This is a genomic window from Methylosarcina fibrata AML-C10 (genome assembly GCF_000372865.1).
In the GTDB taxonomy this organism is placed as follows: Bacteria; Pseudomonadota; Gammaproteobacteria; order Methylococcales; family Methylomonadaceae; genus Methylosarcina; species Methylosarcina fibrata.
Genome location: NZ_KB889965.1, coordinates 362,866 through 387,528 on the forward strand (window position 1 = coordinate 362,866; position 24,663 = coordinate 387,528).

A 24,663-nucleotide genomic window follows, 5' to 3' on the forward strand; every position below is an offset into this window, starting at 1 on the left:
GTAAAAACGGAAAGGGAACGGTCTGACCCGTTCCCTCGAAGAAGAAAGAGCGCCGTTCATCTCGATCGGCCGGCTACCCGAAGAGGTCAGCCGGCTCTCGCAACGGTGAATGGTTTCAATCTCTTAAACCTGCCCGACCGGTTTATGAGTATTGACGCTCTTGTCGTCGGGTTTATCGAGTTTGGGTCCGGGCGATGGGATGCCGGTATCGATCTCGTCCATCGGCGGCCGGGGATCCTTGCCGGCCATCAGATCGTCGATCTGATACTTGTCGATGGTTTCCCATTTCATCAGGGCCTCGGCCATCTTGTGCAGAATCCCGAGGTGATCGGTCAGGATCTGTTCGGCCTTCTGATAATTGCGGTCGATCACCGCGCGGATCTCTTCGTCGATCTGGTGCGCCACCTCGTTGGAAACCTTGGCGCCGGGCGAGGCGTAGCCCATGAACGGCTGGCCGCTCTCTTCGCCGTACACCTGCGGCCCCAGCTTGTCGGAAAAGCCCCAGCGGGTGACCATGTTGCGCGCGAGCTCCGTGGCCCGCTCGATGTCGTTGGAGGCGCCGGTGGTGACCCGGTCGCCGCCGTAAATCATCTGCTCGGCGATGCGCCCGCCGAACAGGCTGGCGATCTGGCTTTCCAGCTTGCGCTTGCTGGCGCTGTACTGGTCGCGCTCGGGCAGGAACATGGTGATGCCCAAAGCCCGCCCCCTGGGCATGATGCTGACCTTGTACACCGGATCGTGCTCGGGCACGAGACGGCCGACGATGCAGTGGCCGGCCTCGTGGTAGGCGGTCAGGCGCTTGTCGTCCTCGGTCATCACCATGGTGTGCCGCTCGGCGCCCATCAGGATCTTGTCCTTGGCTTTCTCGAGGTCGGCCATGGTCACTTCCTGCTTGTTGGCGCGGGCCGCGAACAGCGCCGCCTCGTTGACCAGATTGGCCAGATCGGCCCCGGAAAAGCCCGGGGTGCCGCGGGCGATGTATTTCAGTTCGACGTCGGCCCCGGCCGGCACCTTCTTGATGTGCACGTTCAGGATCTGTTCGCGCCCTTTGACGTCGGGCAGGCCGACGTTGACCTGGCGGTCGAAGCGGCCGGGACGCAGCAGCGCCTTGTCGAGCACGTCGGCGCGGTTGGTCGCGGCAATGACGATGACCCCTTCGTTGCCGTTAAAGCCGTCCATTTCCACCAGCAATTGGTTCAACGTCTGCTCGCGCTCTTCGTTGCCGCCCGAGAATCCGGCGCCGCCGCGCTGCCGGCCGACTGCGTCGATCTCGTCGATGAAGATGATGCAGGGCGCGTGCTCTTTCGCCTGGGCGAACATGTCCCGCACCCTCGAGGCGCCGACCCCGACGAACATCTCGACGAAATCGGACCCGGAAATGGTGAAGAACTTGACTCCGGCCTCGCCGGCAATCGCCCGGGCCAGCAAGGTCTTGCCGGTGCCCGGAGGCCCCACCATCAGAATGCCCCGGGGAATCTGCCCGCCCAGCTTCTGGAACTTCTGCGGATCGGACAAAAAGTCGACCAGTTCGACCACTTCTTCCTTGGCTTCCTCACAGCCGGCGACGTCGGCGAAGGTCACCGTGCGCTTGTCTTCTTCGAGCAGTTTCGCCTTGCTTTTGCCGAAGCTGCTGGCGCCCATGCCGCCGCCCTGAGTGCGCCGCATGTAAATGACCCAGACCGCGATCAGCAGCAGCATCGGAAACCAGGAAATGAAAATCTGCATCAGGAACGACTGCCGGGGCGGCTCCAGGGTGCGGATCTGCACCCCGGCGTTGACCAGGTCGTCGATCAGATGCGGATCGTCGGGATTGATCGTCTCGTAGTCCTGCCCTTCGTTGGTGCGGATCCGGATGTGCTTGTCCATGATCTCGACCCGGGCAATCTGCTTGGTTTTGACCATGCTCAGAAATTCCGAGTAGGCAATCGAATCCCGCATCGGCGGCGCCGTGTTGAGCCGGTTGAAAATCAGCAACGATCCCGAAATGACCGCAGCCCACAGCAGGAGGTTGAATAGGTTTGTCTTCATGGATTTGCTCCACAGCCAGGGAAATCAAAAATTTGAAACAGTCCGCTGAAATTAAGTTCCCGAAGGGAGTTCCAGGAAAACGAATTTCGCTTCTTTATACCTTTCAGATTACCATTATTTACATAGACTGCAACAGAAAATTCATTTTTCCCCAGGCCGCGGAGAATGGCAGATTCCGTGTTAAAGCAATTCAAATTCGGCCGGGCTGAGACCCAGCTCGACGGCGACCTTGACGGCAACCTTTCTCTCGTTGACGTCGATAATTCCGTCCGAAGCGGCGATGGCGATGATCATGCGCATCAACAGGCGTGCCGCTTCCGCATTGGATTTCATGCGGCCCAGGGCCTGATAGGCTTTGGCCTCACCGATGTCCTTGTCGAATTCGAGCTGGCCTACATGTTCCTGAAAGGCCTTGATGACGTCGCTGGTCGAAAAAATCGACAGTGAATCGTTGCTTTCGATGAATTTGATCATTTTTTGTTTTTCTTCCGAACTGATGCTGCCGTCGGCCATTGCGATCAAGGCGGATCCGGCCATCGCCGCCTGTAGAAAATCCTTGTTCTTGAATTTCAAGGCCTCGGTTTTTAATTCGCCGGCTTTGCTTTTTAACTGGGAAAGAAAGTTTTCGAAACTCATGGCAGAACTCCTGGGTTGGTGTGGAAGGTGGAAAGATAAAATTATTTGCTGCCCGAGACATAATTCAGGCCCCAGCCGAAAGCATGGTCCAGTTGCTGGTGGCCTGAAAAATAATCGATCAGCTTGGTGATCTTGAGTTGATTGTCGATGTTTTCCAGCATGGCGATGGCGCACATGAACTGGTCGTTGCGATGGCTGTCGAGGCGCACTTCGATTTCGGGCTGGTTTTTGCTTCTGATCGTGATGACGGCATCGACATGGGACCAATTGGGCACGCCTTCGTAGATAAAAGTGAAAATCAGGACGCGGCTGAATTCGTGCCAGTGGTTGCCGTTGATCCTCAACGTTTCGCCGGCTACCGAGCGGCCGCTGCGGTCGTCCTGATCCAGTTCGATGTACGGAAATTGATGGAAATTGCCGAAGTGGCCGCCCAACGCCTGCACCGCGCCGATGGCGCCGTCCCGGAATTCCCACAGGCAGGCGAGATCCAGGTCGATGCCCGCCGCCGCTTTCCGGAACGGACCGGTTTGCTTGACCGGAAGCGAATTCCAGTTCAAATTGATCAGAATTTCGCCGATGCCCCCGGCGGGTTTTTCCAGCGAAATGGATTGACCCTTTTTTTCCAGGGTAATCTTGCTTAAATTGACTTTTTCAGCCGGACGCGATTCCGTCCGGGCAGGGGGTGAAGACTCCCCTTCGCCGACATCGACCCCGAAATACTCGGCCAAAGGTTGCAATCCGCCGATAAAACCCTGGCCTACCGCGCGAAATTTCCATTTATCCTGATGCCGGTAGAATTCGCCCAGGATTAAGGCGGTCTCTTTGTTTTCTCCGGTCGTCATCGGAAAACAGGCGATTTCCAGTCCCGTCAAAAAATCCTTGATCAACACGGTCGCCTGCTGGACCAACGTAAAATTTTGCTGCCTTGCCAGGCCGTCGGCAATCGTCATCGTCAATGCGATTTTCCGAACATCGTCCCGAATGCGCTCCAGATGCAGTGTAAACCGCCCGTGTTCGGGTACCAGCAGGATCCCCTGGCGGCTGTCCGACAACTGATTGAAAAAAATGAAATCGTGATCGGAGGCGACCTTGCCCCGGTCATTCAACATGAACGCGCTGATGTCCACGTCGAGCCCCGGTATGTTCCTGCCCGTAGTCATCAGCACGTGCAGATCGGCCGTCGGTAACGGGCAGTTTTGTCCTGCCACCAGATCAATTCGTTGATTCATGTCGGTACCCTGTCGGTTGGTCATAAAGCGCATTATATCGACAACTCATTGTATTCCTGCATCGGGAGCAGCTGTTTTTCGCCGTAGCAGCCATGCCTTTCCAGAATGCCCCGGCTCCATTGTTTATGCGTCGCTACTTCGCACATGGCATTATGCATCCGGAAAACCGCCGGAGCCATTCGGTCGCTTAACGACAGCGCCATTTCATAGTCTTCCCGTTCCACTGCGTAATTCTTTTCGATCGCGGAGACTTGATCGGGATGAATCGCGGTTTTGCCGGTCAAGCCGTAGGCCAGATCGAGGCGAATTTCTTTTTGCAGGGTCGCAGGGTCGTCAAGATATTCGAAAACCGGGGCCGACAGCGAAAAACCGTACGGCTTGAAAGTCGTCACCAGTTGCGAAATCAGGCTCCCCAGCGGCGTTTCGTAAAGCGTCATATGGCGCGGCCTGCGGATGCCCAGAAGGTTCATCAGATCGTTTCCGCCTATGCGGAGGATAAGAATGCGCTCTTTTATTTCGTCCTGTTGCAAGGCCTGGCGTAATTCGAGCATGGCGCCGGGATCGAAGACTTCCCGTGTTTCCAGGGTCGGCATGATGCGGAAAGACGTGCCCTGCAGCAGGTCGAAATAAGCCCGGAAATTGCCGATGGTGAACTTGGGCAGAACGAATCCGTCGATTCGTTCGATTTCGGGAAGATCGAGCAAGCGGGCGAGAACTTCGGGATTCCGGGCTCGGATGAAACGGAAACGGTGGGCGGACGGCCGGAACCCCTGCAAGGAGAGGCCGAGATGCCGAATGCTCGTTTCCAGATCATGGGCGGATAAGGCATCCTCGGTGCAAAAAATCATCGAGCGCAGCATGGGCAGTTTTTCTCCGTTGGCGATTTCCATGACGTCGCGCCGATTGGCCGGCATGTATAAGGGAGCCCCCAACAGCCAGGGCGATAACGGGCAGGTTAACGGGAATGCTGGATTCATGGGGATAAGGTGACCTCTTTGATTAATGCCGCCGCCCGGTAAGGCAGATCGTCCGCCAGCTCGATCGGAACGTTTTTTGCTGTAGCCAGCCAATGCAAATGCCGAGTCGATTCCGAATGCAAATCCTTGAGCAGCAGCAGTCCGGCTTCGCGCCTTAATAAAACACGGGTCGACTCGCCGATGCCGGGTTTGATGTAATGGCTGTTGCCGACGCCGTAATGCCGGCCGATGCGCTCCAGCCATTGCCGCGATTGAGCTTTCAATTGTTCGGCAGGCACAGGGGAGAGAGAACATCCGGCTTCATTGCCTTCCAGCCGGATTTGCTCGACATAATGCAGTATCCTGGCAATAAAATAGTTGGAGAAATCGTGTCGGCTGAATTCGCGGTAAAAATAACAGCCGTGAAAATCGCCGGCATGGGCCGGATGCCGGTTGAATACCGTGCGGCTGATCAGGCCGGAAACGGTCGCGTTCAGGAGGCAGGAAGGAATCAGATAGTCTTCGGAGGAGGCCGCAACGCTGGCCTCGCCGGAGAGGTCGGCCAGTACGTACAGTTCGGCGGGAACGTCGACGCCGTATTCATCTGCAAACTGTTGCAAACTGGTGGCCAGTTCGCGGGCAATGACGCCTTTGGCGGTCCAGCCGTCGATAAAGGTGAGCTCCCGTGGCGCATGTCTTTGCAGAATATACCGCAGCGCATTCCGGTCGATGCCGAAATCCCTGACGATGGAAACGGAATAATGAGGCGCTTCGACGCCGAAATAACGTTTGAGCACGTGCTTGAGCAGCACCCCGATCGGCGTGCCCGCCCGCGCCAGCGAAACCAGGACGATGCCGTGCGGGCGGGTGGCCTTGATCCGTTCGGCCAGATGCCACAGATGCCCGGCCATCCGCATCCCGTTCAATTCCAGCGCTCGGTAAAACAGGCGCACATAGTCTTCGGAAGGCAGCGGCTCGCGGCTCAGCATTTCCGAATAATGTTTTTGCCCGGACTGAATCAGCGCTTCCTTGACGTGCAGGGGCGTATTCTCGATTGCGATAGGCTTGAGCAGGAACTGGACGTCTTCGCCCGCATAACTGCCGGAAAAGGGAGCGGGCGGAGCCATCATCCGGTAACGGCCAGAGTTTTGAACAACTGGGTATTTTTGGGGATCAGCGCGTAGTCGCACAACGAGATGAAGGCGGCGTCGGTGTGGCTGTCGCCGGCGCCGAACGTCAACAGTTCCGGATGCTGTTGCCGATAACGGTCGAGCAGATAGCCGACCGCGGTTTCCTTGTTGATGATTTTGGGCAGGACCGCCAGATTGTTGCCGTTCAAATGCCAATACAGGCTGCCATCCACGAAATAAGGATGCTCTGTTATCACCTCGTCCAATATAAGTTTCAGCGGTGTTTCGGAGCCGGACCGGTGTTTGACGACGCCGTACCAGAGCCGGCCGAAGTCCTCGACCAGTCTGAGTTTATAGCCGGTCTCGCGCAGGACGTAATCGGTCACCCGGTCCCAGACCGTCTGTAACTTTTCAAGGTACGAGGGCATCGTCGAGACCATCCGCTCCATCCAGACCTGATCGACCCGGCCTTGCCGGTCCAGGATCACTGCGCCGTGATTGAGCACGGCTTCTTCCTGAAAAGGCAGATCGACCCGAGCGAACGCCCGGGCATCGCGGGCAGTTACCGGAACGATTCTGAAATCTTTGGCGAACCACTGCCACAGCCACTGTTGTTTTCGCGTCGCGTACGAATTGGGCGTGCCGTCGGGAAGATAAGCGCGCACCTTCAATGCCGGATCGTCGGGCCCGTGTTCGCATTTCCTCAACGTTTGAAACAGCGTGTCATCCAGGTCTAAAAAAATGTAGTTTTGCATTCGAGCTTTGGGGATCGAGTTCAATCCGGACGCTGACGGCCTGCCACTCGCGCAGGCGGTCGAGCAAGGCATCACAGAGCGGCGTTTCATGGCAGAGGATGATCTTCCGATAACGGCCGGGATTCAGATTGTAAATAAAATTATCGATTTTATCCTGATAATTGTCTTCAAAACGGCAAACCGAGGCAATATCGTGGCCCGGCCGGATCGGCGAGCGCGTCGTGCTTTGCACTTTCACGGGCCACCCCCGTCTTTCGAGCTCCCGTCCCAGAAGATAAGCGGGAGCGTTGCATTCGCCGGTTCCTAAAACCAGGAGGGGGCGCCGGTCGGCGGGTGAGTTCACCAGGCCGGTCAAAATGGCCATATCGGCCGCTGCCAGCGATACCGGGTGTCTCATGCCCAGGCGTCCGGGCCAGGCCAACAGGTGTTTCTTGCATTCCCCGTTGCCGGAAGCGTTGACCCGGACGGCATCGCAGGCTGCGTCGGTCCGCTCGTCGAACCGCAGCAGGCCGTGTCGGATCGCGATCCATTCGAGGTCGACGCCGGCCTCGGCTGCAACCGTAGCGCGGTCGTTCGCATGCGCAAAGTTGACCAGGCTGACGATCAGCACTTTGCGCAAACGGGGATTGACTGCCCGATAGGCCTGGATTAGGCGGGAGAAAGTCCGCCCCGTGCTGATTTCATCGTCGATCAGAACCAGCGTGTCGGCGGCCAGAAAAAGATCCCGTTCCTGCGGGAGAGGCGGATAATACAGAAAAAAGTCGGTCGCGTGGCTGTGTGCTTCATCGAACTCCAGGCGGGGCAGCCCTTTCAGATGATAGCGCGTCGTCTGCATGAACAGGGCGTTATCGAGTCCTTCGCGGCGGGCGGCTTCGAAGACGCCGTAACCGAGGCCGGTCGCCGTTTCCGCCATGCCGATCCAGAGCGAACCGCCGGCGATGCCGCTCGCCAGCGCGGACCGGGCCAACGTGCGGTAAGACCAGCTCATCAGCCGGGGGGCAACGGGATAATGCTTGCCGAGAATTTTACTGACCAGCAGGAATTTGCGCTTGCTGCCGATTCTGGAAGCGAATCCGAGCAGGCGGCGAATCGGTACGCGGCCCGGCGTCAGTTCCAGATGCAACGTTCCGGTATCGAGCTCGATCGAGAGTGTTTCAGGCATGTGGATGCGGTCAGGACAGGCAGGACGGCGTCTTCCGGCGGGAAACGGGAAGAAGAATTGCTCTCACGGGCTCTCCTAGAGTACTACCGGAGTATTGATTTCATTCACTTTGAGGCCGTAATGGATCCGTGCCGGCTCCGGCGTTTCTCCTTTCAGGGCCTGCAGGGCGATTTGCGCCAGATTGGCGCCCGACAGGCAGGACATGCCGAAGCCGCCGGAAGGCCTGGGATTGATTTCCAACAGGCGCGGCCCGTGGACGCCTTCCCTGAACTGGATGTTGAACAGGCCGTTGAGACGGTAATGCGAGGTCAAGCGGCCGACCATGCCGGCAATCGCATCATCGTGGTCGATGACCTGGCCGTGCCCTGCCTGCTGCGATTTCTTCCGGGGCACTGCGCACAGCAATTCGCCGTTGCGGCCGGCGCAATCGACGCTCCATTCCGGTCCTCCCAGATGCTCCATGACCAGGAGTGTGTCGAAATGCGGCGTATCGAGCATGCCCTGGCGCAATTCCTGCAACGGAATCTGATATTCGACGCCTTTCAAAAGATGAGCAATGCTGGGGCGTTCTTCGTCCAGCACCCGGAAACCCAGGCCGTAGACCGAAACGGCGGGTTTCACGCAAAGCTTTTTGTGCTTTTTCGACAATTCCGCCACCGCGGCATCGAAGCCGGCCAGATCGTTCACGGCGACGAAATCCATGGTTTCGGCGATCTTCGGGCTGAGGTCGGCGTAAAAATCGGCCTTGTTCTGCAATAAGGTCAGCGTGTCGTATTCGGCCACCGACACGACGTCGACGCCCATCGCCCGAAACAGGGCATGATCCCTGGCGATCAGGGCGGCTTCCTTGCCGGGCCAGAACAGATCGATCCGGTGCTGCCGGCAGAATTCCAGACACCATTCGATGTAATCGACGCCCTTCAACTCGGCCGGTTCGAGATAGCTTTCGTCGGCGGCGAGAAAAGCGGTGGCGGTCCCGTGGGTATGGGTGCAGATCAGCGTGACGTCGTCGGCGGACGGGCCCTGTTTCAGTTGCCTGAGCACGGCGCCGATCGTCGAAAACGTTTTATTGAACCAGATTCTCATACACTTACAGATGCACGATGATTTGCGGCAACAGGCTTTCGATGGTGCGGCCGTTTCCGTTTTCGCCGATGGCGTGCATTTTCCATTCGTCGTTGTGGCGGTATATTTTCGCCATGATCTGCGCGGTGTGCGGTCCTTGCGCACTCAGGGTGTAACGGGCGATTTCCTTGTTGCTGCCGCTGTCGACCAGCCGGCAATAAGCGTTTTCGACGTTGTCGAAGGTCTGGCTGGTAAAGGAATTGACGGTAAAGACCAGGGCCTTGACCGTGGCGGGAACTTTATTCAAATCGACGATGATCTGTTCGTCGTCGCCGTCGCCTTCGCCGGTCAGGTTGTCGCCGGTATGAACCACGCTGCCGTCCTTGCTTTTCAATTGCCGGAACCAGACGGTATCGGCCACTTTGTTTTGCGCGTCGAACAAGACGCAGGAGGCGTCCAGATCGATCGAGCCGCTGCCTCCGCCACCGCCGAACATGCCTTTGAGCAGGCCGCCGCCCGATTTTTTAGCGTCCCAGCCGAGGCCCATGATGACCTTGCTTAAAGAACCGCCGGCTTCCTTGGCCAGCGATATTTTTTGACCTTTCTGTAAATTGATGCCCATTTCAGCTACCTCGGTTTATTATTTTTATAGGGGGTATTTTTTACCAATGGATTCGATTCATCGTCCGTCCGTTCCTTGAATTCGGTGCCGCCGCCGTTTTTCAAGGTCTTGCAAATTCTCGGGACGAGAGACGCTCTTTAGATAACCGATTGGATAAAAGGCCCCGGCTTTAGTTTCTTTCCGGCGGCGGAAAAGCGCCGTGCCGGCGATAACCGCATCGGTTCACCCGAAGCGGTATGATCACGCTATCGCCGCGATCCTTTTCCAGGCCGGATGAGCTTATCCGACGTTGACGCCGTAAGAAGCCGCCAAAGGCCCAAGGCCTCCGGCAAATCCCTGGCCTACCGCCTTGAATTTCCAGTCCGCGCCGACCCTATAGATCTCGCCGAAAATCATCGCGGTTTCGATGGAAGCGTCCTCGCTTAAATCGTAACGGGCGATTTCCTGTCCGCCTTGTTCGTTGACGATCCGGATATAGGCGCGGCTGACCTGGCCGAAATTTTGCTTGCGCGCCTCGGCGTCGTGAATGGTGACGGCAAAAATGACTTTGTCCAGATCCGCCGGAATTTTGCCTAATTCGACCTTGATGCATTCGTCGTCGCCTTCGCCGGCGCCGGTCAGATTGTCGCCGGCATGCTGGACCGCGCCGTCCGCGACCGATTTGTTGTTATAGAAGCAAAAATCGTTATCCGAACGCACTTTTCCGTCCAGTTTGACCAGAAATGCGCTGGCGTCCAGATCGAATGCGGCGCCGTCGGTAACACGCGCATCCCAGCCGAGGCCCACCACGATTTTATTCAAGCCCGGGGCTTCCTTGCTCAGATTGACGTTGCCGCCTTTGCTTAATGATATTGCCATATGAATCTCCTGTTGATGTTGTTGTTTGAATGGACCCGGAGAAAATCGTTCGGAACGATTTCAACCGCAGGCGTATGGTTATCGGAAACTTTAATAGTAACGGATCGGTGATGTTTTATCGAGGCCGGAGGCAGAGGCAAATACTGCAATATGTCGTTTTGTTCTGGCATGAACGGTTCATGCACTGTCCGACCTTGCTTCGGGCGAGGGCAGGGGGGCGTGCCGCCGCAGCGCCCGGCCGCTCGGAAACCGTATTTGAAAGGAAAGATTGGACGGCAATTTCCCGGGTTAAACATGGACCCCGTATTGGCGGGCCAAAGCCGCCAGTCCGCCGGCATAGCCCTGGCCTACCGCTCTGAACTTCCATTCGCCGCCGTGCCGGTAAATCTCTCCGAAAATCATCGCGGTCTCGACGGAGGCGTCTTCGCTTAAATCGTAACGGGCGACTTCGTTATTGGAATCCTTGTTGACGATTCTGACGAATGCCCTGGCAACCTGACCGAAATTCTGTTTGCGGGCGTCGGCTTCATGAATCGTGACGGTGAAAACGATGCGCTGGACGTCGGGAGGCACTTTATCGAGCAGCACGATGATCGTCTCGTCGTCGCCTTCGCCGGCGCCGGTCCGGTTATCGCCGGCGTGTTCGACGGAACCGCAGGTCGACCGGATCTGGTTGTAGAAAATAAAGTCGCTGTCGGACCGGACCTTGCCGTCTTCCTTAACCATAAACGCGCTGGCATCCAGGTCAAAATCGGCGCCATCGGTCGCCCGGGTATCCCAGCCGAGGCCGACGATGACGTTTTTCAGGGTCGGATCTGTCTTGGACAGGCTGATATTGCCGCCTTTGCTTAAAGAAATCCCCATGATTTAACCTCCAAGTAATTTTTTGTTTGCAACAAAATCGGTTTTATCAACTTTCCGGCGTTAACTGAAACAGTTAACAAGAATAGAAGATTAATATGATAAAACAATGAATTCCGTTTTTGTTAAATTTCCTGGGCACGGACTAAAAGAATAGCATAACCGCAAACCGGGAGATTGCCTAGAGTCGGCCAACGGCAGAGAGCTCTTCCGGAATGCGCGGGTATCGAAGAGCATTGCAGGCTTTCGGAGCCGGTTGCCGGAGCGCTGTCCCTTGTCGTTTTCTGCATACCGGTCCCGAAAGTTCAAAACCGGATGCCCTTGCCGTCGTCCCGGTCCGTCCGAGACGGAAGCTTTCCCACCGGGCCTGCCGCCGGCTCCGATCGTTCCTGCCGCCCGGCGATCAGCATTCGGCCCAGCCGGCGCAGGCCTTCCGAGGAGATTTCCAGACCGAAAGGCCGGCCCAGATTTTCCAGTTCGTAAATGACGTCGGTCGCCGCGATAAAAGTCATATACCGCAAACCCTGAATTTCGGGCAGTTGTCTGGCCAGCGTTTTGAGTTCCGGAGCGAGGCGCTGCCAAGTCTGGGTAAAAAATACCCGCACCGGATCTTCGCCGCCGGTTTTCCGATCCTGCAAACCGGCCTGGAAAGCGCTTCGGGATTCCAGCAGAATTTCGGTCAGGGCGTCGCGCAGTTCCGGGGAATCGGTTTCGAGGGAGGCCTGTTCGACGGCCTTGGTCAGAAATTCGTCCCACGGCTGCCAGGCGGCCTGCCATTGTTGCTGTTCGGCCGGAGTAAAAGGCGCGGTCGGCCCGGAAGCCGCCGGTTTGATCGGAGCATCGAACGTGAATTGCACGGCGATGCTCTCGTCTTTCGCGTCGACCCCGGCAAATTTCAGGGTGTCGATCATCTGCTTGATTTCGGCTTCATTGTCTTTCGGTAAAAAATAGGCCGCATTGCGTTCGATGTCTCGGCGGGATTGCAGCAGATCGATCTTCAGACTGCCGAGCCTCGGCTCCACGAAGCGCGTAATCAAATCCTGGAGCTTGTCGATGGTTAATTGCCGGCCTTGTGGATCGTAGGCGCTGGCTTGGGTCACCGGAAAGCTCAGGGCGGTCCGGTCCGGGTTGAGCGTGGGTTTCTGCCAGGTTTCCAGAACGCCGCTCCATTCCAGGACGGTCAGGCATTGACCGCCCATGCCGGTGCCGAATCGGGTCCGTACCTGATTCAACAGGCGTATCTGGCCGTTTTTGCCGTCGATTCGGGGATCGGAGAGCTTGAGATAACTGCATCCGGACCGGTCTTTCCATAAGTCGGCCGTCTGCCCGGGACCGGTGTAAAGCTGACTGACCAGTCCGTTTTTGATCAGGCTGTAGTCGACTTGCAAGGGAAGATGGAATGTTTCGGCCGGAGCGGACCCGGCAAACAGGGCGGCAAAACCGATGACGATCGGAAGCAGTCTTTTCATAAACGGTATTTTACGGAAAATGCGATGGATTTTTAGCTTATCACAATTCAGGCCGGTTTCTTCCGAAGAAACCGTCTTTGACTTTTAAGGCGGTTCCGCAAACTTTCCCAATTCCCGGTTTTAATCCGGGCTTTGGAAAGCACACCGGCGCTTTTTGTTTTTTTAACATGAATACAGCCATTTGTGAATATAATGGGCGCGGGGGCATTGCCGCCTTGCGCGGACGGAACAAAATGGTAACGATCGTCTCGGGTTTGAGGAACACTCCGCCCGAAACCGAATGTTTTTGTCACATACAGTAAAGTTAAAATAAGGAAGGGGAGTCAATGATAAATCCACGATTACGCGCCATGTTTTTGATCATCTGCCTGTCGGGTTTGACGGCGGCGGAAGCGACCGAGCACCACAGCGGCCACGGCGGCGGGCAGATGGGCGGAGGCGGCAGCCGGAGTGCCTGTCTGAAAGCCCGGCTGGAAAAATTTTTACCGGCGCCTCTGGCGACCGTTGCGCCGGGCTCGCCTTTTTCGTTTTATGCTTTCAACGTCGACAATCCCGAACAGATTTCGGTCACCGTCAAGAAAATTCCGGTGGAAATCAGCACGGAATACAAGGAGCCGTTTTTTGTGGTCAGAGGCAAGCTGCCCGAGTCCCTGACCAATACGGCCGCCCGGATCGACATCAAGGTGAAGGCCAAATCGCCCCATTGCGAAGCCGAAAAGGGATGGCTGGTCAAGATTGCCGAATAAGTACCGAACTTTGTTCCGGCGGAAGGAGCGGGAACAGATCGTTTTTCCTTTGGGCAACGGGCGCTTGAAACAGGGATTGCAAGCCGTGCCGGATTCCGCGAATGAAATCATTTTTCACCTGTCAAGCTGCGTTAAATCACGATGATGGAAAGTAATACTCTATATAAATGCGCCGCCTATTGCCTTGCGCAAAAGTTCGATATTACCTCGCTGTCGACGTCGCTTTCGGATTCGGCCTTGATCAGAATCATCAAAGGGGCTCTGATGATCGAAGAGGAGGATTCGCTGTCGATCATCATGGCCTACGGCGTGGTCGTCCACTGGAACGCCAGCAAACCCAAGGAAGAAAAGCTGCATCAACTGCTGCTGAAACATGCCGAAGGGCCTTTGCCCAATGCGGAGGAAGAGCACTTTACCTTTACCCTCGGCTGTCCGACCACCCGCATCATCGAGGACCATATCGAAATCGAATCGGCCGATCCCATCCTGTTATTTTCGCTGTCCCAGGGCATGGCGCAATCGATCAAGCTGGCTTCGTTCGAAACCCATGCCCTGACGACAATCCAGAATACCGGCTATATCCCGAAATCCCTGGCCGAAACCGGAAAAATCGGGCTGAACCGCGGAGACATCGCAAAGATTCGCGGTCAACTGTTTTTGACCAAGAGCGACATCATCCTCAATTTCGATTTGCTGGATAAACCCGAGTTTTTCTGGGAATATCCCGAATACGAAGAGTATTACGGCATCGCGGCCAAATATCTTGAAATCGCGCCCCGCACCGAGGTGCTGGCCAAGAAGCTGGAAACGATTCACGAGTTGTTCGAAATGCTGGCGGACGAGCAGAAGCATCGGCATTCGTCGCGATTGGAATGGATCATCATCTGGCTGATCGCCCTGGAAATCGCCATGACGGTCTTCGATAAAATTTATTGAGAAGTTCCGCCTTTTCTTTCGCCATTTATTCTCTATTGCTTCATGCTCAGCTACCGGCACGCCTTTCATGCGGGAAATTTTGCCGATGTTCTCAAACATCTGGTGCTCATCGAAATTCTCGACCATCTGAAAAAAAAGGACAAACCGTTTTGTTATATCGACACGCACGCCGGCCCCGGCGAGTATGCGCTGACCGGGGAGTTTGCGCTGAAAAACCGGGAATTCGACAACGGCATAGGGAAACTCTGGCTGCGCGAGGATCTGCCGTCGAGCGTGAGGTCTTACGTCGACGTGGTCAGAGCTTTCAACGGCTCGGGTCGTTTGAAGCGCTATCCCGGTTCTCCTTCGATTGCAAGGCAACTGCTGAGGCGCAACGATCGTCTGTTTTTATACGAACTGCATGCCACCGAAATCAGGCAGCTCGTCGCCTTGTTCGCGCACGACCGGCGCGCCCAAGTGCTCCATGCGGACGGCCTTCGGGACAGCCTGGGCGTCCTGCCTCCCGCCCAGCATCGCGCGCTGGTGCTGATCGATCCTTCTTATGAGATCAAGACGGACTATTCACAGGTTGTGGCAACGCTGGTGAAAATGCACCAGCGGTTTGCGACCGGAACCTATGCCTTGTGGTATCCGGTCATCGAACGCAGCCGTAATCACCGCCTGGAACGGGCCGTCGAGGGCAGCGGCATCAAAAACGTGCAGTTGTTCGAGCTGGGCATCGGCCCCGACAGCCACGGCCTGGGCATGACCGCCGGCGGCATGATCGTGGTCAATCCGCCCTGGACGCTCAAAGAGACGATGAAGCAATGTCTGCCGTGGCTTGCCGAGGTTTTAGCCGGGACCGGCGAAGGCCATTGCCGGATGCAAACGCTGGTTGGTGAGTAACGTTCAATAAGTTACAGCCGGCGGCCGACGCCTGAGCGCTCATTGATTCGGCCGAAACGATGGATTGGTCTCCAGTTGGCCGCCATTTCCAAGTATAATGCTAAGGATCATCTCCGATTGTCATTATCTTTAGCTTTCTGCCTGCTGTGAGTCGAATGAATCTTGAAGTGCTGTTATTCTGTTTTTCCTTAATTTGTCTTCTATTCGGCGTCGTTCAACTGGTTCTTAACCCATGCCGGCGTCCATGCGACGGATACACCGAAGCGGGACGGACGGCTGTCCGGAATTGTTTCGCCGCGGTGCTTTTCCTCTTGGTTCCGGCGGCGGGCTTTGCCGCCGAAGGCGCGGAAGCCGCAAGTTCCGAGCAAACTCTGGACCTGACCCGGCATTGGGTGGGTTATCTAGCGATTGTTTTATTCGCCGCCGCGTATTTCCTGGCCATGGTCGAAGAAGTGACCGAGCTCAGGAAATCCAAGCCGATGGTGTTCGCGGCCAGCCTGATCTGGGTATTGATCGCGATCTATTATGCTTCCGGCAGCATGACCGCGCAGGCGGCGGTGGCCTTCCGGAATACGCTCGAAGCGTATGCCGAGCTGTTTTTGTTCATCATGGTCTCGATGACCTATCTGAATGCGATGGAAGACCGGTCGGTTTTTGAAAGGCTGAGAGTCTGGCTGCTGAACAAAGGATACAATTATCGCCAGCTTTTCTGGATCACCGGCTTTCTGTCGTTCTGGATATCGGCCTTTTGTAATAACCTGACCACGGCCTTGCTGATGGGCTCGGTGATTCTCGCACTGGGCAAGGACAACCGGCGTTTTGTCGCTCTGTCCTGCATCAATGTCGTGGTCGCCACCAACGCGGGCGGCTCGTTCAGCCCGTTCGGAGACATCACGACGCTGCTGGTCTGGCAAAAGGGCGTGGTTCCGTTCGGGGATTTCTTTTCGCTGCTGATTCCGGCGCTGGTGAATTTTGCCGTGCCGGCCGCGGTCATGTATTTCTGGATACCCAGGGCCTGTCCGCTGCCGGTCGAGGAATCCCAGCCGATGAAGCGGGGAGGGATCGTCATCATTTTTCTGTTCATCCTGACGATCGTCACGTCGGCCTGTTTCGAGAATTTTCTGCACTTGCCGCCGACGGCCGGCATGATGATGGGCCTGGCTTATCTCAAGTTTTTCAGCTATTACCTGCAGAAGACTCCGACTCCGATCCGCCACGAGGGCGAACCGGAAACCGAGGAAGAAAGAATTCAGCGGGAAAAGGATCTGAACTATGCGATCAGCACGCTGACGGTGGTCAAGGAAGGTTATATCGATTATTTCGGTCCGATGAAAATCATGAATAAATTGGATGCACTGGAGAAGGAACGGGAAGAGTCCCTGGATCAGCCGTTCGATGTATTCCACAAGATTGCCAATCTGGAATGGGACACTTTGCTGTTTTTTTACGGGGTCATGCTGGGCGTCGGCGGATTGAGCTTTATCGGCTATCTGGGGCTGGCTTCGGAATTTCTTTACACCGATATGAACCCGACGATCGCCAATACCCTGGTCGGCATTATTTCGGCCTTCATCGACAACGGAACCATCATGCTGGCCGTATTGACGATGGCTCCGGACATCTCCCAGGGGCAATGGCTGCTGGTGACTTTAACCGCCGGCGTCGGCGGCAGCATGCTGGCGGTGGGATCGGCCGCCGGCGTCGGTTTGATGGGGCAAACCAAGGGCATGTACAGCTTTACCAGCCATTTGAAATGGACGCCGGCCATCGTACTGGGCTATTTTGCCAGTATTGCGGTGCACTTTCTGATCAACGGCCGCTATTTTTAGCGGTTTCGGAATCAAGAGAAGACCCACTGTCGACAGAAAATTCGAGTTTGCCGCGGCATCCCCGGCAGCCGTTCCGGAAAAACATCCGGGAATTAGGAGATCCCGAATCACGGCATGAGGGTGGGCGCGGCGTTATTTTTTCCGGATCTGCTCGGAAGGCTGCTCTTCCGTTGCCGAATCGTCCTCTTTTTGATCGGACGATTCGTTTTCGCCTTCCTTGAGGGCCAGGCGGAAATTTTTGATCGCATCGCCCAGATCCGAGCCGACGTTGCGCAATCGTTTGGTTCCGAACAAGACCAGGATGATGGCTAACACAATTAGCAGTTTAGTGACGCTGATACCCATTTTTTTTCCAGATAGTGATCCAAGAAGAACGTATTTTACTGCTTTACGACCGGCGGCGCGCTAATTTTGCATCCCGGACTGCCGGAGCTTGAAAGACGCTTTCACTCGTACCGCTGCTGTTTTAGCCAGCATTGCCATACCGAGAGCAAGACCGCAAGAATAACCGGTCCGATGAACAAGCCGATGGCGCCGAAAGCGATCAGCCCGCCCAGCACGCCGAACATCACGACCAGAAAGGGCACATTGCTGGTGCCGCTGATGACGATCGGGCGAATCAGGTTGTCTATGGTGCTGACCACCAGAAAACCCCAGAGCATCAGCCCTACGCCGGGCCAATAGTGTCCTTTGAAAATCAGGCCGAAAGACAAGGGGATCCAGACCACGGTCGCCCCCATCGGCACCAGGGCCAGCAAGGCGGTAACGGAAGCAAACAGCATCGGTGCCTTGACGCCGGCCACGGCATAGCCCAGACCGGCCAGGATGCCTTGGGCCAATGCGGCCAGCACCAGCCCGTAAACCACCGCGCGAATGGTGTCCACTGCAGCGCTCAAATAAACATGCTGGTATTTGCCGAGAAACCGGACCAGTCCCTCGTGCATTTGAGAGACGGCCGTTTCGCCGTCCCTGAAGCAAAAAAACAACGTGACCAGAACCAGGGTCAATTTCAGCGCGTAATGGCCGACGCCGCCTAGAAACTTGGCAAATTCGCCCAGCCCCTGCCGTGACCATTCGATCAGATGCCGGGCAATGTTCTCCTTATCGTTGCTGAAACGGTCCAGGTTTTGTTGCAGATAGTCGCCCAGCCAGGGCAGGCTGCGGATGACCTCGGGAAGTTGAAGGTGATTGCCGGCCAGGCTGTCGGCCAGACTCTGATAAGTGACTCTCAGCTCTTCCTGCAGCAAATCGGCAAGGCCGTACAGAATGGACAATATGATGACCGCGATTATTCCGGTCATCAGGGCGGCGCTGAGGGTTTCCCTGTTTTTGAGCTTGTTTTTCAGCCAGCGGTAAACCGGCCACATCACGTAGGCTATGATCAGCGACCAAGTGATCGTGACTAAAAACTCTTGCAGCACCAGATAGGCCAGAATCGAAAAGCCGACCAGCAGAATTCCGGGTATCAGGTAGCGAGTGGGTTTTTCATTCAACAAATCGTTCATGACCGGCTCCTGGCGATCGGTAATTCCTGAAGACACTGTCTAATTCGTATTCTACTCCCGCCGACAGAAAACGCGACAAATTAACGGGTTCATGCCGAAGGCCGTCACGGATGTTCCTGATCGGTAATTTCATTCGGATGAATCTGGACCGTCACGATGCGCGATTGATTCATTTTTTTGACGACCACGTTGAAATGCTTGAACTCGACGGTCTGGCCTTCCGCCGGAATGTCGCGAAGCTTGGCCAGAATGAGCCCGCCTACGGATACTTCGTCTTCCAGTTCCAGTTCTTCGTTTTCGATGTCGATTCCCAGAATCCGTTCCAGGGAAAAGATCGGCAGACTGGCCTTCCCCAACAGGGATCCATCGTCGAGGCGGGTCCATTCGTTGCTGTTTTTACGGAATTCGTCGCGGATTTCTCCCACCATCGCGCTGAGCAGATTATCCATCGTGAGAAAGCCCAAAGGTTTCGACCCTTTTCTGCCGATGATGGCGAAATGCGAGGATCCGGCGCGGAATTTCCGGAACAATTCCAGCGCGGGCGTCCTTGGCGATACGAAATGGATGGGGCGGAGAAACGGCTGCAAATCGTCGATCACTTTGCCTTCCTGCTGCGCGAAGAACAGGTCTTTCAAATGAATGACGCCGAGCACGTCGATGCCGTTGGCGTCGAAATAGGGATAGCGGCTGAAGCGCTTCGAGTAGACGGTGCTGAGATTCTCCTGCAGGGACTTGTTCCGGTAAAGGGCGGAAATTTCGTGAATCGGACGCATCAAATCGGCTACCTGCAACTCGCTGAAATCGAGGGTATTGGCCAGAATGTTCCATTCTTCCCGAGTAAACTGCCCGCCCTGGCGATGGCTCCGCAAGATCAACTTGAGTTCGTCGGCCGTGTAATGAGTGTCGTGGCTTTGCCGGGTTTCCAGGCCGAATACGCGCAATGTCAGGTTGGCGCTGGCGTTCAGCAGCCAGATCGCCGGATACATCAGCCAATAAAAGCCGTACAGCGGTACGGCGCTGAACAAGCCGACTTTTTCCGGGCTGCGTATGGCCATCGATTTGGGTGCCAGTTCGCCGACCACGATGTGCAGAAACGAAATAAAGGAAAATGCGAAAACAAAGGAAATCCCGTGAATCAGGTTCGGCGAAATCAATCCGGGCTTTACCAGATTGATGCGTTCGAACAAAGGCGCCAGCAGATCTGCGAACGCGGGTTCGCCGATCCAGCCCAGGCCTAACGAAGCCAGTGTAATGCCCAGTTGGCAGGCCGACAGGTAGGCGTCGAGCCTGTCGTGCACTTTGGCCAATATGCGGCCTCGCCAGCCCTGGGTTTTTGCGATGGCGCGGATACGCGTCTGCCGCAATTTGACCAGTCCGAATTCCGCAGCGACGAAAAATCCGTTGAGCGCCACCAGCAGCAGGGCCATAACGGCAAAGAAAATAGTAGTCATAGAATATGAGAGTCGTGCCGAAAAAACGAACTCAAAAGCGCCGTGTTTTCAAACGACAAGGCTTTTGACTGCGATCATTCTTCCGGAGGCAAATTTATTTATACGGGATTTGAAGAATGAAAAGAATTATCGGGAAATTACCGGAGAACAGCGGTTTAAAGAGACGTATTCTCATATTTTTTTAAATATCCTCGGATTAATTAGGATTATAATAGCGCCTGCGGTGAATTGGAACCTCCTCAAGAAAAGTCGTACCGCAGCAATCGCCTCGTTAACTATCGAATCGGCCGAACAGGACCTGATATAACCCATGCCCTTATACACAATTCTGTCATTCCGGCAGGGATTGCCGGAATCCACGACTGCACGGGCAGAGATTTGCTCCTCGACAACCGCTCCTTGCGTTGTCCTGCATCCATGCAGTCGTGCAATCTCTGCATTCACCACAGCCCTGTGGTTTATGCAGGAGGTAGGCAGAAAACCGCTCCGTGCGTTTTCTGCATTCGCCACATCCCTACGGCTTGGCAACGCAGGAGCAGTTGCCGAGGCTCCAGGGAGGTATTGAGCTTGCCATCCATGGCTCTGGATGCGGCAACTGCTCCATGCGTTGCTCTACCTCCTGCATCCATGCAGTCGACCCGCTTCCCGGCGAGTATGACGACATTTGTGTATAAGGGGATGGATATACCGTCTCCTTTCGGCCCGATGCCATATTAACGTTCACAAGTCGGTTTTTTTAAACCTGAAACGAAATTAATCCAGGGAATCAACTCCAACCGTTCACATGGAATCGCTAAATTTATTTAATCGTCCCGCCGCCGGGCACCATGGTTTAAAAATTGGAAAAATTCCGGGCCTTTTGTTGTGGCTCGCACTATCGACGGGCTGCACGGAGCACCCGATACACAAATTGCAAGGTTTCGCCCAGGGCACCAGCTACCATATCAGTTTCTGGTCCGAGGCGCCGATCAACAAGGAAGAAATCAAAGCCGCCGTCGACAGCGAATTCGGCAGGCTCGACCTGCTTTTGTCGAATTACCGTCCGGACTCGACGATCGAGCAGTTCAACCAGGTCAAAAATACCGAAAGCCGGGAAGTCGGCAGCGAAATCGTATCGCTGGTCAGAACCGCGGCGGCCGTTCACAAGGCCAGCGGCGGCTGCTATGACTTGACGATCAAGCCGTTGTTCGATTTATGGAAATTCAATACCGACAAACCGCAGATTCCGGATCAGGCCGCCGTTCGGCAAACGTTGAATCTGATCGGCATGGATGAATTGGAGGTGGTCGACGACACGCATCTGCGGAAAAAACAACCGGGCCTGCAAGTGGATCTGTCTTCGATCGCCCAGGGCTATAGCGTAGAAAGCATTGCTCGAATCCTGGAACAGAAGGGCATCCGGCATTATCTGGTCGAAATCGGCGGCGAATTGAAAACGCGCGGCCACAAGCCCGACAGCCGGCCCTGGCGCATCGCCGTGGAAAAACCCCTGCCCGGAGAGCAGATGCTGCAGAAAGTCATGACCATGCCCACGGAAACGCCGCTCGCGATCATGACTTCGGGAACCTACCGGCATTATTTCGATGACTCGGGCAAACGTTACAGCCATATCCTGGATGCCCGCACCGGGTATCCGGTGACCCACGATCTGGTTTCGGTGACCGTGGCTCATGCGGACCCCATCCAGGCCGACGCCTGGTCGACCGCGCTGTTGTGCCTCGGCCGGGAGGAAGGCCTTCGTACTGCGAATGCGCAGGCTATTCCGGCGTTGTTCATCGAGCACAAGAACAATCAACTGGTTGAATCGCGCAGCGATCCTCTGAATGCCCTGACCGTTCTCACCATCGAATAATTGCCTGTCACCACGGAATACCCTCATGTCGTTAAAATTCAATTTGCGTAGTTTTCTGGTTCGTAGTGGAAAATGGGCTCTTTATCATCCGATGACCGTGTTGCTGACGGTCTGTTTGCTGGCGGCGCTGACGATCGAATACACGGCCAACAATCTGAGCATCAATACCGATACGGCCGAATTGATAGCGCCCGATGCGCCTTTTCAACAGAATCGAAGAAAATTTGAAAAAGCTTTTTCGAAAGACATGCATACGTTGTTGCTGGTCGTGGAATCGTCGGCTCCGGAGCTGACCCGGTCGGCAACGAAAAGATTGGGGCGGTTGTTGAACGCCGATCAAACCCATTTCGACTCCGTTTACATTCCCAATGAAAACCAGTTTTTCCACAAGAACGGGCTGCTTTATCTCGACGTCGAAGACCTGCAGAAATTATCCGCCAATCTGTCGCAGGCGCAGCCGTTCATCGGCAGGATTTCGCAGGAACCGAATCTGACGGGCTTCTTCTCGATTCTTCAGGATGCGCTGGATTCCGCCAACAAGGACCAGACCGTACCGATCGATTTAACCTCGCTGATCAATAAAGTCACCCATGCGCTGCATAAGCGCATCAATGGAGAGAACAGCCTGCTCTCGTGGGAGGCTCTGATCAACGAGCAAAAACCGACTTCTGCGTCGGCGACCAAAGGTTTCATTTACGTCCTGCCGAAGTTCGACTATTCGTCGATCCGTCCGGCCGAAGAGGCCATCAACGCCATCCGCAAAGCGGCCGCCGAAATTCAGGAGCCCGATCTGCCGGCCGTCAAAGTCTGGATTACCGGCGAAGTCGGCCTGGAAGACGACGAGTTGTCCGGAATGAGCACCGGCACCTTCAACGCCAGCATTTTTTCGGTGGTCCTGGTGTGCGCGATCCTGCTGACCGCCTACCGGTCGGTCATGTTCACCGTGGCGACCTTGATTACCCTGGCTCTGGGCATGATCTTCTGCGCCGCCTTCGCCGCGGTTTCGGTCAAGGAACTGAATCTGATCTCGGTCGCCTTCGCGGTCTCGAACATCGGCCTCGGCGTCGAATATGCGATCCATTTCTGCCTGAGGTACCGGGACAACCTGACCCACCACATTGTCCGGGAGCGGGCCATCCGCAGCACGCTGATCAGTACCAGTCCCTCGTTGCTGCTGTGCGCCGGCACCACGGCGATCGGCCTGTACGCCTTTATTCCGACCGATTACAGGGGCGTTTCCGAACTCGGTTTACTGGCCGGAACCAGCTTGTTTATCTGTCTTTTCATCACGCTGACGGTGCTGCCGGTCCTGCTGAAGCTCGTTCCGGTCTCGGGAAAGAGAGAACCGGTTGCCGTCCATTCGGTGTTGACGACCCTTTCCGAAAAACTGGCCGGGTTGACCCTGCATTACGCCCGGCCGATCACGATTGCGACTTTTATTCTGGCGGTCGTTTCGCTGCTCATGGTATTTAAAGTCAAAACGGACTTCAACCCGATCAATCTGCGCGATCCCAATACCGAATCGGTGATCGCCTTCAAGAATTTGATGAAGGACAAAGACACTTCGCCGATGACGCTGACGGTCATGGCCGATAACGAACAAAAGGCGAGGGAAATTCAGCAGAAGCTGGAAAAAGTCGATACGGTCGACAAGACCGTCAGTCTTTTCGATTTTCTACCCGGCGAGCAGGAGACCAAGCTGGCCATGATTGAAGAAATGGCTCTGATGCTGGGCACTCAGGTCGACCGCTTTCCCAATCTGAAGCCGGATCCGGATCCGGTGCCGGCCATCAAAAGTTTGATCCAGACGATCGACGGCGTTCTTCCCAACAAAACCGACAACAAGGAAATAGCGGCGCTGAATGCGTTCAAAAAGGAGCTGAAAGACATTCTGATCGAGCTGGACGCGAGGCAGGAGCCCAGCCGCCGGGAATTCATCGAGGACATCCAGACGACCCTGCTGGGCACGCTGCCGAAGGTGATGAACGAACTGTATGCGAGTTTCGACGCCCATGAAGTGAGCCTGGACGATCTGCCCGAGGATATCAAGGTGCGATGGCTGAGCAAGGAAGGCCTGTATCGCATTCAGGTCATTCCCAAATACGATTTGAACGATTTGGGAAACCTGCAACGGTTTATTACCGACGTTCAGGCGGTCGCGCCGGAAACCACCGATTTGCCGGTAATGTACTGGGAGTCGATGAAGGAAGTCATCACGGCGTTCCAGGAAGCGATCGCCATTGCGCTGGTCATCATCGCGCTGCTGCTGTTCGCCATCAGAAGAAATATCACGGACACGCTGTTGGTGATGACGCCGCTGATTCTGGCGGGCCTGTTCACGATGGCCAGCACCGTCCTCACCGGGACGGCGATCAATTTCGCCAACATTATCGCCTTGCCCCTGTTGCTCGGACTGGGCGTCGACAACGGCATCCACATGGTCGAAAAGCTGCGCCATTCGGTATCGGAAGAACAGAACATCTACCGCTCCAGCACGGCAAGAGCGATGTTCTACGGCGCCCTGACCACGGCGTCCAGCTTTTCCGGTCTGGCCTTTTCGCCGCATCAGGGCATAGCCAGCATGGGACTGGTCATAACGATCGGCATCTTCTGGATCATGACCTGCACGTTCATCATACTGCCGGCTTTGAGCAAGATCGTGATCAAACACGAGAGAGCGGCCTAGGC

21 protein-coding genes are annotated in these 24,663 nt (G+C 55.7%); 6 read left to right on the forward strand and 15 right to left on the reverse strand.

The features are described from left to right. Window positions 1-123: 123 nt before the first annotated feature. The 12 genes from ftsH to A3OW_RS0101850 all read right to left on the reverse strand — a co-directional run bounded on the left by ftsH (window position 124) and on the right by A3OW_RS0101850 (window position 12,771). Window positions 124-2,028, reverse strand: coding sequence for an ATP-dependent zinc metalloprotease FtsH (gene ftsH, locus A3OW_RS0101785; RefSeq protein WP_020561718.1), 1,905 nt, complete (start codon window positions 2,026-2,028; stop codon window positions 124-126). Between the two features lie 180 nt (window positions 2,029-2,208). Further along, complete coding sequence (locus A3OW_RS0101790; RefSeq protein WP_020561719.1) at window positions 2,209-2,664, reverse strand: tellurite resistance TerB family protein; 456 nt, start codon at window positions 2,662-2,664, stop codon at window positions 2,209-2,211. Window positions 2,665-2,705: 41 nt separating this feature from the next. After that, on the reverse strand, window positions 2,706-3,893 hold the full coding sequence (locus A3OW_RS0101795; protein WP_026223260.1) for a TerD family protein: 1,188 nt from the start codon (window positions 3,891-3,893) through the stop codon (window positions 2,706-2,708). Between the two features lie 32 nt (window positions 3,894-3,925). Beyond that, window positions 3,926-4,870, reverse strand: a complete 945-nt coding sequence (locus A3OW_RS0101800) for an HpcH/HpaI aldolase/citrate lyase family protein (RefSeq protein ID WP_026223261.1) — start codon at window positions 4,868-4,870, stop codon at window positions 3,926-3,928. Next, a complete protein-coding gene (locus tag A3OW_RS0101805; protein ID WP_232422310.1) occupies window positions 4,867-5,979 on the reverse strand; it encodes a cysteine protease StiP family protein in 1,113 nt (370 codons plus the stop codon). Before A3OW_RS0101805 ends, A3OW_RS0101800 begins: the two co-directional genes overlap by 4 nt. After that, window positions 5,976-6,734: a hypothetical protein gene (locus A3OW_RS0101810; RefSeq protein ID WP_020561723.1), complete on the reverse strand. Its 759-nt coding sequence runs from the start codon at window positions 6,732-6,734 to the stop codon at window positions 5,976-5,978. The genes A3OW_RS0101805 and A3OW_RS0101810 overlap by 4 nt, the downstream gene beginning before the upstream one ends. Beyond that, window positions 6,703-7,896, reverse strand: a complete 1,194-nt coding sequence (locus A3OW_RS0101815; RefSeq protein WP_020561724.1) for a phosphoribosyltransferase domain-containing protein — start codon at window positions 7,894-7,896, stop codon at window positions 6,703-6,705. Before A3OW_RS0101815 ends, A3OW_RS0101810 begins: the two co-directional genes overlap by 32 nt. A gap of 75 nt (window positions 7,897-7,971) precedes the next feature. Then, the gene (locus A3OW_RS0101820; protein ID WP_020561725.1) at window positions 7,972-8,982 is read right to left on the reverse strand and encodes an ATP-grasp domain-containing protein; all 1,011 of its coding nucleotides are present in this window, start codon (window positions 8,980-8,982) and stop codon (window positions 7,972-7,974) included. A gap of 4 nt (window positions 8,983-8,986) precedes the next feature. Continuing rightward, a complete protein-coding gene (locus A3OW_RS0101825) occupies window positions 8,987-9,583 on the reverse strand; it encodes a TerD family protein (protein ID WP_020561726.1) in 597 nt (198 codons plus the stop codon). Window positions 9,584-9,862: 279 nt separating this feature from the next. Further along, a complete protein-coding gene (locus tag A3OW_RS0101835) occupies window positions 9,863-10,441 on the reverse strand; it encodes a TerD family protein (RefSeq protein ID WP_020561728.1) in 579 nt (192 codons plus the stop codon). 288 nt (window positions 10,442-10,729) lie between these two features. Continuing rightward, entirely contained in the window at window positions 10,730-11,305 is a 576-nt protein-coding gene (locus tag A3OW_RS0101845) for a TerD family protein (protein WP_020561730.1), read from the reverse strand. Window positions 11,306-11,607: 302 nt separating this feature from the next. After that, complete coding sequence (locus A3OW_RS0101850) at window positions 11,608-12,771, reverse strand: hypothetical protein (protein ID WP_020561731.1); 1,164 nt, start codon at window positions 12,769-12,771, stop codon at window positions 11,608-11,610. A gap of 326 nt (window positions 12,772-13,097) precedes the next feature. Between A3OW_RS0101850 and A3OW_RS0101855 the strand changes: the two genes are divergently transcribed. The 4 genes from A3OW_RS0101855 (at window position 13,098) to nhaD (ending at window position 17,167) form a co-directional block, all read left to right on the forward strand. Further along, a complete protein-coding gene (locus A3OW_RS0101855; protein WP_051091781.1) occupies window positions 13,098-13,517 on the forward strand; it encodes a hypothetical protein in 420 nt (139 codons plus the stop codon). Between the two features lie 141 nt (window positions 13,518-13,658). After that, complete coding sequence (locus A3OW_RS0101865; protein ID WP_020561734.1) at window positions 13,659-14,453, forward strand: RMD1 family protein; 795 nt, start codon at window positions 13,659-13,661, stop codon at window positions 14,451-14,453. Window positions 14,454-14,495: 42 nt separating this feature from the next. Next, entirely contained in the window at window positions 14,496-15,338 is an 843-nt protein-coding gene (locus tag A3OW_RS0101870; protein WP_020561735.1) for a 23S rRNA (adenine(2030)-N(6))-methyltransferase RlmJ, read from the forward strand. Between the two features lie 155 nt (window positions 15,339-15,493). Further along, a complete protein-coding gene (nhaD, locus tag A3OW_RS0101875) occupies window positions 15,494-17,167 on the forward strand; it encodes a sodium:proton antiporter NhaD (RefSeq protein WP_083918116.1) in 1,674 nt (557 codons plus the stop codon). Between the two features lie 132 nt (window positions 17,168-17,299). Here the strand turns inward: nhaD and A3OW_RS0101880 are convergent, their stop codons facing one another. The 3 genes from A3OW_RS0101880 to A3OW_RS0101890 all read right to left on the reverse strand — a co-directional run bounded on the left by A3OW_RS0101880 (window position 17,300) and on the right by A3OW_RS0101890 (window position 20,123). Beyond that, window positions 17,300-17,512, reverse strand: a complete 213-nt coding sequence (locus A3OW_RS0101880) for a Sec-independent protein translocase subunit TatA (RefSeq protein WP_020561737.1) — start codon at window positions 17,510-17,512, stop codon at window positions 17,300-17,302. A gap of 101 nt (window positions 17,513-17,613) precedes the next feature. Further along, window positions 17,614-18,672 carry an AI-2E family transporter gene (locus A3OW_RS0101885; protein WP_020561738.1) on the reverse strand — a complete coding sequence of 353 codons (1,059 nt, stop codon included), beginning with the start codon at window positions 18,670-18,672 and terminating at the stop codon, window positions 17,614-17,616. A 104-nt stretch (window positions 18,673-18,776) separates the two neighbouring features. Then, window positions 18,777-20,123 carry a hemolysin family protein gene (locus A3OW_RS0101890; RefSeq protein ID WP_033411518.1) on the reverse strand — a complete coding sequence of 449 codons (1,347 nt, stop codon included), beginning with the start codon at window positions 20,121-20,123 and terminating at the stop codon, window positions 18,777-18,779. A gap of 910 nt (window positions 20,124-21,033) precedes the next feature. Here A3OW_RS0101890 and A3OW_RS0101900 point away from each other — a divergent pair. Together A3OW_RS0101900 and A3OW_RS0101905 are read left to right on the forward strand one after the other, a co-directional pair. Further along, on the forward strand, window positions 21,034-21,975 hold the full coding sequence (locus A3OW_RS0101900) for an FAD:protein FMN transferase (RefSeq protein WP_232422311.1): 942 nt from the start codon (window positions 21,034-21,036) through the stop codon (window positions 21,973-21,975). A gap of 25 nt (window positions 21,976-22,000) precedes the next feature. Further along, window positions 22,001-24,661: an MMPL family transporter gene (locus A3OW_RS0101905; RefSeq protein WP_020561742.1), complete on the forward strand. Its 2,661-nt coding sequence runs from the start codon at window positions 22,001-22,003 to the stop codon at window positions 24,659-24,661. The last annotated feature ends 2 nt before the right edge of the window (window positions 24,662-24,663 follow it).